The 9,563-nt window shown below is 49.7% G+C and carries 10 protein-coding genes; 4 read left to right on the forward strand and 6 right to left on the reverse strand.

Going from position 1 to position 9,563, the window contains the following annotated elements:
• Window positions 1-186 precede the first annotated feature (186 nt).
• From tilS to KU854_RS24305, 3 genes are all read left to right on the forward strand, one after another.
• Complete coding sequence (gene tilS / locus KU854_RS24295) at window positions 187-1,512, forward strand: tRNA lysidine(34) synthetase TilS (protein WP_218360814.1); 1,326 nt, start codon at window positions 187-189, stop codon at window positions 1,510-1,512.
• A gap of 56 nt (window positions 1,513-1,568) precedes the next feature.
• Window positions 1,569-1,880 (forward strand): c-type cytochrome, encoded by a 312-nt coding sequence (locus KU854_RS24300; protein WP_218360815.1) that lies wholly within the window; start codon window positions 1,569-1,571, stop codon window positions 1,878-1,880.
• A 186-nt stretch (window positions 1,881-2,066) separates the two neighbouring features.
• The gene (locus tag KU854_RS24305; RefSeq protein ID WP_218360816.1) at window positions 2,067-3,416 is read left to right on the forward strand and encodes a sodium-dependent transporter; all 1,350 of its coding nucleotides are present in this window, start codon (window positions 2,067-2,069) and stop codon (window positions 3,414-3,416) included.
• Window positions 3,417-3,482: 66 nt separating this feature from the next.
• Here KU854_RS24305 and KU854_RS24310 read toward each other — a convergent pair whose 3' ends face one another.
• From KU854_RS24310 to tsaA, 6 genes are all read right to left on the reverse strand, one after another.
• Window positions 3,483-3,671: a DUF4250 domain-containing protein gene (locus KU854_RS24310; protein ID WP_054780481.1), complete on the reverse strand. Its 189-nt coding sequence runs from the start codon at window positions 3,669-3,671 to the stop codon at window positions 3,483-3,485.
• Window positions 3,671-3,877, reverse strand: coding sequence for a YaeP family protein (locus KU854_RS24315; protein WP_054780482.1), 207 nt, complete (start codon window positions 3,875-3,877; stop codon window positions 3,671-3,673). Before KU854_RS24315 ends, KU854_RS24310 begins: the two co-directional genes overlap by 1 nt.
• 82 nt (window positions 3,878-3,959) lie before the next feature.
• Window positions 3,960-4,814 carry a GGDEF domain-containing protein gene (locus KU854_RS24320; RefSeq protein ID WP_218360817.1) on the reverse strand — a complete coding sequence of 285 codons (855 nt, stop codon included), beginning with the start codon at window positions 4,812-4,814 and terminating at the stop codon, window positions 3,960-3,962.
• 109 nt (window positions 4,815-4,923) lie between these two features.
• Complete coding sequence (locus KU854_RS24325; protein WP_218360818.1) at window positions 4,924-6,075, reverse strand: patatin-like phospholipase family protein; 1,152 nt, start codon at window positions 6,073-6,075, stop codon at window positions 4,924-4,926.
• 150 nt (window positions 6,076-6,225) lie between these two features.
• Window positions 6,226-7,941 carry a proline--tRNA ligase gene (locus KU854_RS24330; protein WP_218360819.1) on the reverse strand — a complete coding sequence of 572 codons (1,716 nt, stop codon included), beginning with the start codon at window positions 7,939-7,941 and terminating at the stop codon, window positions 6,226-6,228.
• Window positions 7,942-8,007: 66 nt separating this feature from the next.
• Window positions 8,008-8,712 (reverse strand): tRNA (N6-threonylcarbamoyladenosine(37)-N6)-methyltransferase TrmO, encoded by a 705-nt coding sequence (tsaA, locus tag KU854_RS24335; RefSeq protein ID WP_218360820.1) that lies wholly within the window; start codon window positions 8,710-8,712, stop codon window positions 8,008-8,010.
• A 125-nt stretch (window positions 8,713-8,837) separates the two neighbouring features.
• Here tsaA and gmhB point away from each other — a divergent pair, with 125 nt between their 5' ends.
• Window positions 8,838-9,389 carry a D-glycero-beta-D-manno-heptose 1,7-bisphosphate 7-phosphatase gene (gmhB, locus tag KU854_RS24340; protein WP_218360821.1) on the forward strand — a complete coding sequence of 184 codons (552 nt, stop codon included), beginning with the start codon at window positions 8,838-8,840 and terminating at the stop codon, window positions 9,387-9,389.
• Window positions 9,390-9,563 lie beyond the last annotated feature (174 nt).

The raw sequence follows: 9,563 nt of genomic DNA on the forward strand, positions 1-9,563 counted from the left end.
CGCGAGGGTAAGGGCTGTGGTCAATTGCAAAATAAAAGGCTCTAAGTATGGGGACTTAGAGCCTTTATAAGCCATCTGTTGGATCGTTCAACCGATCATTTATCTCTTAACTGATCGGCATTAGCCTATATGGCCCTTTTTTTATTGGTGCTATGATGTCGGAAACCTGAACTTCCTGAGGCACTTATGTTGTTCTCCCAGTTTGAGACAGCGCTTGATCCCCTCGCCACTTCACCCCGGCAAATCGTGTTGGCCTTCAGTGGTGGCGTAGATTCCCGTGTACTGTTGGATCTGCTGTCGACCTATCGCGATATCCATCCTCAGCACCGTTATCTCGTGATCCATATTCATCACGGTTTGAGTACTAATGCCAACCATTGGCTCAAACGCTGTGAAGAGTGGGCGACAGAAACGGATTTTGCTTTCAGGGGCATCAAAGTCACCCTGGACGGGCAGGGGGAAAGTTTAGAGAAGCAGGCACGGGATGCGCGCTATCAGGCGATTCTTGGCGCAGCTGAGCAGGATGCCCTGGTATTGACAGGCCAACATGCTGATGATCAGGCGGAAACTTTCCTGCTTGCCCTTAAACGTGGCAGTGGTCCGGCAGGGCTTGCCGCAATGCCAGTGGTGAGAAAGTTCGGCCATGCCTGGCTTTGCCGTCCGCTGCTGAATGTGACCCGTTATCAAATTGAAAGTTACGCCGAGCAGCAGGGGCTGACCTGGCTGGAGGATGAAAGTAATCTCGACTGCCGTTTTGACCGTAACTTTATCAGGCAGCAGTGGATGCCCATGGCAAGTAAGCGCTGGCCAGGAATCGTCAAAGCGATTAACCGCACAGCGGCACTTTGCGCTGAGCAGGAAGCCTTGATGGAAGAGTTACTTGTGGCTCACGACGAAAAGGTTGTGCAACCAGATAGCAGTATTTCCATTGCCGCGCTCGGCGACTACTCAGCCAATATGCAAAACGCCTTGGTGCGCCGTTGGCTGAAACGTGCAGGTGTCACCCTTACACAGGCGCAGTTGCAGCAACTGTTTTCTTCGGTGATCGATGCGGCGCAGGACGCCAACCCATCAATAAAATTAAAAATGGGTGAAATCCGCCGCTACCAAGGCCGGGTCTATATTATCTCTGCCTATAAGGATGTGACAGAATGGCGCGGTGCCTTATCGCTAAACACCCATCTTGTTCTTCCCGATGGTATGGGTGAAATATCCTTGAGCAATGCCGAAACGGGGCGAGGTTTAAATCTGCGCTCACCGGCTGAAAATGAGCAAGTTTGTGTCACCTTCGACCCGGAAGGGCGTTTTGCCCATCCGGTTGGGCGTCAAGGAAAACGTAAGCTAAAAAAATTATTTCAGGAATATGGTGTTCCAAGCTGGCTAAGACGCCGCACTCCGCTGATATTTTATGGGGAAGAGATCGCCGCGGTGGCGGATCTCTTCGTCTGTGACGGGTTTGGTGGACAGGATTGTGAGCTTGTCTGGCACAAACACCACTCCCCAAGTGCGTGAATGGCACTCACGTGTAACAATTTAGGCAAATTGGAAAACAATAAAGCGAGGAAGCAATGAAACAACTCTTACCTTTAGGTCTGGCTGCCATGATGATTGCTGCGCCGTCTTTTGCGGCAGGTGATGCTGAGGCAGGGAAAGCGAAAGCAGGGATTTGTGCTGCATGCCATGGTGCAAACGGTATTGCGGTGATCCCGGGTTATCCGAATCTGGCTGGCCAAAATGAGCAATATCTGGTTTCTGCCCTGAAAGCATACAAAGCTGGGGAGCGCAGCAGCGCGCAGGCAATGATCATGAAGCCACAGGCTGACATGCTCAACGACGCTGATATGGAAAATCTGGCTGCTTACTTCGCACAAATGAAATAGAGCACGGTGAACAAATCTTTAAGCCACGGCCATAGTGCCGTGGCTTTTTTATTTCTGCCTATGCGTTTCATCGCAATACTTTATTTTGCACGATTGATTTTTAACCATTCAAACGGTCCGCTATTGAGGTTATCGGTAGAATTTACTAGTGTACTAGCTCGGTAGTGCGTTGTGAGAGGTTAAACAATGGCGGCAGGACGCGAGCATTTCAGTTCCAGATTGGGTTTTGTATTGGCTGCAGCAGGGGCAGCAGTTGGACTCGGCAATATTTGGGGTTTCCCAACTCAGGCGGCAAGCAACGGGGGCGGCGCTTTTTTGCTGGTCTACCTTTTGATGATCCTCGTTGTGGCGTATCCCATGCTGGTGGTGGAAATGGCAATTGGCCGCTATGGTCAGGCCAATCCTATCGACAGTATGCGTAAACTTGGCGAATCTCCGGTCTCTAAAACAATAGGGGGTGGCGTTGGCTTTATCGGATTGATGGTACCTTGTCTGGTGCTGGCTTTTTACAGCATTGTCGGGGGGTGGTTGATCGCCTTTATGCTCGCAGCTGGTGCGGATCTCATCGGGTTGAACCAAGTGTCTGATTGGCTGAAAGGTTTTTCCGTCAGCCGTAACTTGTTTGGCGCCGGGCTTTTCTATCTGCTGACCATTTTGATTGTGCAGGCCGGTGTGAAAGAGGGGATTGAGAAGTGGTCGACCCGTTTGATGCCTGCGTTATTTGTCCTGTTCGGGGTACTGTTTATTTATGTTATGACGCTGCCCGGCGCAACGGAAGGGCTGGCGCACTACCTGATCCCTGATTTTTCTAAGGTGATGGATAGCGACCTGATTCTGGCGGCGATGGGGCAGGGATTTTTCTCACTGACTATCGGTGGTTGCTCCATGCTGATTTATGGCTCTTACCTTAGTCGCAAAGAGAACCTGCCAAAAATGGCGTTGAACGTTACGCTGGTGGATACGTCAGTGGCTGTGATCGCAGGTCTGGTTATTCTGCCAGCTATGTTTGCCGCCATGTATCAGGGGGTTGAGATCTATGATGCCAATGGCGCTTTGCTCAGCTCATCCACACTGGTGTTCGATGTTCTGCCTACTTTGTTTGAAGGGTTAGGCTTGATTGGAATCTTGATTGCGCTGGTATTCTTTGTACTAATGACCATTGCCGCACTGACTTCGTCCATTTCAATGCTGGAGTGCCCGGTTGCCCTGTTAAATGAAAGAAAAGGGACATCACGGGCGAAAGCCAGTTGGTTGCTTGGCGGTATCATTGCCACATTCAGTGCGGTGATTGTATTTAACTTTGGCGGGCTGTTTGGTCTGGTGGCCACTGTTGCGACACAATATTTCCAACCGTTCGCAGCACTGTTATTTTGTCTTTACGGTGGCTGGATTTGGAAACGCAGCCAGAAATTGGAAGAGTTGCGTCAGGGATATGACGATATTGAGCAAAGCCTGTTCTGGAAAATCTGGCCGCTGTACGTCAAGTTTGTCTGTCCGTTATTGGTCGCTGCGGTGATTTGGATGTCGTTGGTCTAGCTTTAATCAAGAATAAAAAACGGAAGCCTTTGTGCTTCCGTTTTTTATTTGTAATTACCCAGTGGGCTAGCGGAACTGCTTTTGCTCCGGCAGGTATTCAAAACCGGCGCTTGCTAGCCTGGCTTTCAGGGCCTCTGCATCAATATCGAAGTATCGAACCAGGTCTTCCAGCGAATCAAAATCATCACGCAGTTTCATGTTCACGATGCTCATCAACATGACTGGATCCATGGTTTCAAATTTTGCTAAATCCATCACGCATCCTCATGATCGCTAATCAGCAGGTTTGCCGCAGCAAATGCTGCCTGTTCACGGATTTCTTGTGGCAGGTTTTCATCGCTGGCGATGTTGTTCAGTGTGCGAACAGCGCATGCGATTGCCTGCGGAATATAGCCTTGGTCGCCACTGCCAATTTCGGCGTAACGCTGACGAACCAAATCACAACATTGGTAGACGTTCATGGTCTCTCCTTGGAAAATCTGCCTGCCAATATAACGTAAAAAAGCTCCGTGAAGGAGCTTTTGCACTGGGTCAATATGCTGTCTAACGGCGTTTGTGTTTATTGCGGTACATGCCGCGGTCTGCACGCTCGAACATGGAAACTGCATTGTCGCCCTGACGGTAAGCGGCACAACCTACAGAGCTGGAGATCTGGTGCGCTGTCAGCAATGGGTCGGAGCTGATCAATTGTTTCAGTCGATCATTCACCAGTTGAGCAGATTCTCGGGTCGCAGGTGTTAGCAGTACGGCAAATTCATCACCGCCCAGTCGATAGCAGCGATCAGATGCGCGGATAGCCTGCTTTAGCATCAGCGAAAAACGGCGCAGCACTTTGTCACCATCCAAATGACCGTAGGTATCATTCACCTGCTTGAAGTTGTCCATGTCAAAGATCATCAAGATCAAACCATTGTTGCGACGTTCAGTCAGCGCGATGGACTGTCGCAAGTCCTGCTCAAAGCTGGTTCGGTTGTTCAGGCCGGTCAGGGTATCAAGCAGTGCTAGGTTGCGAACGCGGTTGTACTCAATCGCATTGCTGAGAGGACCGGCAAGCAGGCGGTGGTAAGTATGGATCAGGCTGATTTCATCTTCGTCGAGTTTATAGGGCGTGCTGTATTGCAGCATGCCCAGCGATGTTTGGGCAAACTTCAGAGCGAAGGTCTGACGGTGATCGGTGCCACCTCCACGTCTGACGATGTGGGAGATCTCGTCGTGCTCCCAAATCAAGCGGGAGATGTCGATTTGCTTTTCCAGTTCGCGGGTGAAAACTTCAAACAGCTGGTCGATTTCGAGTCGGCCTTGAAGTTTCTGCAGCACCATCAGACGCTGATCCGCACCTAAAGGAACGCGTCGCGATTGAATCGCTGCTCTTTTAAGTTGTTCCAGTTGCGTACTCATCGATATTGCCTCAGAAACCAATCACAATGGTTGTTTAATCCTTAATCAACCTAAAGCAAAAAGCGTTCCATCGTTATCGATCGCAGACTGCTTCACTGGATGTGCAAATTTATTCGTCAGAAAGAAAGGCTGTTAAATCGGATCGACGATTCTGAGCATCTTGATAGCCCATGTCAATTAAGTGGTTGATATATTTCGGCTCGAACAGTAGATAACTGGTGATAGATGCATCATCAATCGGGCTGATGCCCAGAAATCTCATCAGACTTCGTACTGCGATAGGCATATGACAATAGTATTGTTCAACCAGTGGTTCGAAGGGGGTGGAAGGTGCGAGGTGGAAGGCATTCACTTGCCGCAGCGCCAATTTTTCCGCGTTGCTTTTTTCCATAGCACCGATAATGGCATTCATACGGTTCAAATGCTCTAAATCGGCGGAAAGGGTGTCGGCGAATATCGCGTCCATCAGGTGACCACCCAGCGCGGCGAGGCCGGGTGCGGTAATGGCTCCGGGAGGTTCAAAATGGAGCTTGGGATTGAGGTCGATGATCATCACTTTCTCTGCCCCCATCTTCAAGGCAGGTCGAAGTGGCGCAATCTGGTGAACGGATCCGTCACCATAGAAATTGTGTCCTATCTGAGAGGCGGGGAAGACCATAGGAATTGCAGAAGAAGCCAGCAGATGTTCGGTAGTGATTTGGCAGGGAATACCGATAGCGCGGGAGCGCGCCCAGGGAACGATATCAGCCTGACCTTGATAAAAAGTAACGGACTGGCCGTTTTGGTAGTTGGAAGCGGTGATTGCCAGTCCATGTAAGTTCCCGCTCATTATCTGGTGTTCGATTTTGCTGAAATTCAGCACCTTATTCAGAAGCTCACGCAATGGCCGGTTGTTGAGCAGGCCAAATGGCGGCGCTTGGTGATACTGGGCTTGCATACGGGCAAAGCCTTGCCGTCCCAAGTGGTGCAACATGCTGCAAAACGTGCTTTGAAAAATATTGGGTGTGGAAAGGTTCGACCACAACCAAGTCAGTTTTTTGACGCCGAGCCGGAAACAAGATGTGTGACAGGCCAGTGAAGTAGCATTTAAAGCACCGGCTGACGTTCCGCAGTATATGGTGAACGGGCTGTGGTGAACTCTGGGATACCATTCAGAAATCGCTTTGAGCACCCCAATTTGATACGCAGCGCGGGCACCGCCGCCTGTCAGCAGCAGGGCAATTTTGCGTTGGGGTACTTTTGACGATGTCGACGTACTCATGACAAAGCCCGTGTCTGTTTTCTTTTATTTTAGTATGAACGACAAGTAGATAAGTTGAGAGGCTTAGGTCGAGTTTTTGAACGGGGAGCTTTCTGGATCCAATAAAAAACGCCTCCCGAAGGAAGCGTTTTGCTGGGGTAGAAGGCTGGATTACGCCATTTTCGCTTTCACGAATTCAACCATGTTTTCCATTTCTACCGGCACTTTTTCACCGTCACGACGGTGTTTGTATTCAAACACACCGTTGTCCATGCTGCGCTCGCCGATGATGATAGTGTGTGGGATACCCATCAGTTCCATATCGGAGAACATCACGCCTGGACGCTCTTTACGGTCATCAAACAGCACTTCGATACCAGCAGCAGTCAGGTCTGCGTACAGTTTCTCAGCGGCTTGCTGAACGCGCTCAGACTTGTGCATGTTCATTGGTACGATAGCCACAGTGAATGGTGCAATTGCGTCAGGCCAGATGATGCCGTTGTCGTCGTGATTCTGCTCAATCGCAGCAGCAACCACACGGGAAACACCGATGCCGTAACAACCCATCTCCAGGATAACGTTCTTACCATCAGCACCCAGAACACCACAGTTCATTTTCTCTGAGTAGTTGGTACCCAGTTGGAAGATGTGACCTACTTCGATACCGCGTTTCAGCTGGATAGTACCTTTACCACATGGGCTTGGATCGCCTTCAACCACGTTGCGGATATCTGCCACTTCGCCCAGCTCAACATCACGACCCCAGTTGATACCGAAGTAGTGTTTGTCGTCGATATTCGCACCTGCGCCGAAATCGCTCATTGCAGCAACGCTGCGGTCAACGATGAACGGAACTGTCAGGCCAACAGGACCCAGAGAGCCAGGGCCAGCGTTTACTACTGCACGGATTTCTTCTTCCGTTGCGAATTGCAGTGGCGCTTCAACTTGTGGCAGTTTCTCTGCTTTGATTTCGTTCAGTTCGTGATCGCCACGAACCAGCAGCGCGATGATATCGGCATCAACCGCGTCAGATGCTTTAACGAACAGGGTCTTAACCGTTTTCTCGATTGGCAGATTAAATTGCTCTACCAGTTCAGCGATGGTTTTCGCGTTTGGCGTATCAACCAGGGTCATTTCCTGAGTTGGCGCTGCACGCTCGCCCGCAGGAGCGATCGCTTCTGCCATTTCTACGTTAGCTGCGTAATCAGATTCTGTAGAGAAGGCAATGGTGTCTTCGCCGCTGTTCGCCAATACGTGGAATTCGTGCGATGCGGAACCACCGATAGCGCCGGTGTCAGCCAGCACTGGACGGTAATCCAGACCCATGCGGTCGAATGCTGCGCAGTAAGCAATGTGCATTGCTTCGTAAGATTTTTGCAGACCTTCTTTGTCGATGTCGAAGCTGTACGCATCCATCATCGAGAATTCACGCGCGCGCATCACACCGAAGCGTGGACGTACTTCGTCGCGGAATTTGGTCTGGATTTGATACAGGTTCAGCGGCAACTGTTTGTAAGAGTTCACTTCGTTTCGAACCAAAGAAGTGATCACTTCTTCTGCTGTTGGGCTCAGTACAAACGGACGCATATGGCGGTCAGTAAAGCGAAGCAACTCAGGACCCATCTTCTCAGAGCGGCCTGTCTCTTCCCAAAGCTCAAACGGCTGAACCACGGGCATCAGAGTTTCAATCGCACCGGCGTTGTTGATTTCCTGACGAACGATGTTTTCAACCTTTTGCAGAACGCGCAAACCGGTTGGCAGCCAGGTGTACAGACCTGATGCCAGTTTGCGGATCATACCTGCACGCAGCATCAGCTGGTGGCTGATTATTTCTGCGTCGTTTGGCGTTTCCTTCAAAGTAGAAAGAAGGTATTTACTGGTACGCATCTAAGCTATCCGTTTAGTTATTTACAGTGTGGAAGGTATAAGGCCGTCATATTACCAGCGAGAGCCCTAGTCGCCAAAGGTTTCTATTGCTGTCACAGTGATGGAAGGTTCTTCAACCGTAAACTTTACGTTCAGATTGAAAAGGTGAACTGCATACTCTTTGGGGTCTGCTTTTCCTTTTTTATAGGCAGGGCGTGGATCTTGTGCCAACACTTCTTCTATTACTTGTTTCTTATTGCTGCCATCTTTATCTCTCGCCAGAAATGCTAATGGCGCTTCTGCGAACTGCACGGACAAGGTAGCGGGTGCTTCAGAGGCATATCCGCCTACTGCGTCAGTGATACTGTCGGAATAGGGGATATACGGTTTGATATCCACCACTGGCGTTCCATCGACGAGATCGCAACTGCCAATATCGACAATAACCTTTCCGGCTTCCTTTCTAACGCCCTTTAGTGGAACAACCGACATGCCAATACCATTCGGACGGAAGGTGGCGCGACTGGCGAATACGCCTATACGCTCATTGCCGCCGAGACGGGGAGGTCGAACAGTAGGGCTCCATCCTTGTTCGAGGTTTTGATCAAACAGGAAAAGTACCCAGAGGTGGGAAAACTGTTCGATACCACGAAGGGTGTCTTCGTTGTTTGCATCTCCATCCAAAACAATAGAGGCGATGGCGCTAGGTGCGAGTCCAGGTTGGCGTGGAACGGCGAACTTTTCTCTAAAGGGAGAACGTATAAAGCCAACAGGTGTAATTGCGTGGTTCATAGGGCTATCTCATGAATCTAATGCGCAGACTCTAGCACGAAGAGCGGGGATGCCAATAATGGTGGATGCTCACTGGGGAAATGCGTGTCATAATCACAGCGTAATAATGTATAGAGGGTAGCGTTTTGGCTAAACCAGCGGTTTTTGTCGACAGAGACGGTGTGATCAACGTTGATCACGGCTATGTCAGCACAACAGATGATTTTGAATATATAGATGGCGTTTTTGATGCGTGCCGCGCATTCAAAGATATGGGATATCTGCTCGTACTGGTGACCAACCAGTCTGGTATTGCACGCGGTTACTATACAGAAGATGAATTTCTGAATCTGACCGAATGGATGGATTGGAACTTCGCGGATAAAGGTGTGGATTTTGATGGCATTTACTACTGTCCTCACCATCCTGAGCATGGCGATGATAAATACAAGCAAGATTGTGATTGTCGTAAACCAAAGCCAGGCATGTTTATCTCGGCACGTGACTTCCTCAAGATCGACATGGACAACTCTGTAATGATTGGTGACAAAGCTGACGACATGCGTGCAGCTGAGGCCGCAGGGGTCAAAACGAAAATCCTGGTTCGTACAGGTAAAGCCGTAACCGAAGAAGCTGAGAAGTTAGCAACGGTAGTATTGGACAGCATTAAAGATGTTCCTGCCTACCTTAAAGGCTAATTTCCATTAGTGTGAAACAGAAAAAGAACATTAAAAGCAGCCCAAAGTGGCTAATGCCAGTCAGTTAAGCTGACTGGCTTTCTTTTTATTGGGGTATTTCTTTGCCTTAGGCTTCACGGCTCTCGGGTATATTCGATCTTCTCGCTTAATGGGCAACACATGATGTATCGCCTC

This window comes from Enterovibrio paralichthyis (genome assembly GCF_019209835.1).
Classification (GTDB): Bacteria; Pseudomonadota; Gammaproteobacteria; order Enterobacterales; family Vibrionaceae; genus Enterovibrio; species Enterovibrio paralichthyis.

Bases quoted from the DNA above. Each gene is read 5' to 3' on its own strand.
- KU854_RS24315 (WP_054780482.1), bottom strand. From the start codon at position 3,877: ATGAACGTCTACCAATGTTGTGATTTGGTTCGTCAGCGTTACGCCGAA.
- tsaA (WP_218360820.1), bottom strand. From the start codon at position 8,712: ATGAACCACGCAATTACACCTGTTGGCTTTATACGTTCTCCCTTTAGA.
- KU854_RS24325 (WP_218360818.1), bottom strand. From the start codon at position 6,075: ATGAGTACGTCGACATCGTCAAAAGTACCCCAACGCAAAATTGCCCTG.
- KU854_RS24320 (WP_218360817.1), bottom strand. From the start codon at position 4,814: ATGAGTACGCAACTGGAACAACTTAAAAGAGCAGCGATTCAATCGCGA.
- KU854_RS24300 (WP_218360815.1), top strand. From the start codon at position 1,569: ATGAAACAACTCTTACCTTTAGGTCTGGCTGCCATGATGATTGCTGCG.
- KU854_RS24330 (WP_218360819.1), bottom strand. From the start codon at position 7,941: ATGCGTACCAGTAAATACCTTCTTTCTACTTTGAAGGAAACGCCAAAC.
- tilS (WP_218360814.1), top strand. From the start codon at position 187: ATGTTGTTCTCCCAGTTTGAGACAGCGCTTGATCCCCTCGCCACTTCA.
- KU854_RS24310 (WP_054780481.1), bottom strand. From the start codon at position 3,671: ATGGATTTAGCAAAATTTGAAACCATGGATCCAGTCATGTTGATGAGC.
- KU854_RS24305 (WP_218360816.1), top strand. From the start codon at position 2,067: ATGGCGGCAGGACGCGAGCATTTCAGTTCCAGATTGGGTTTTGTATTG.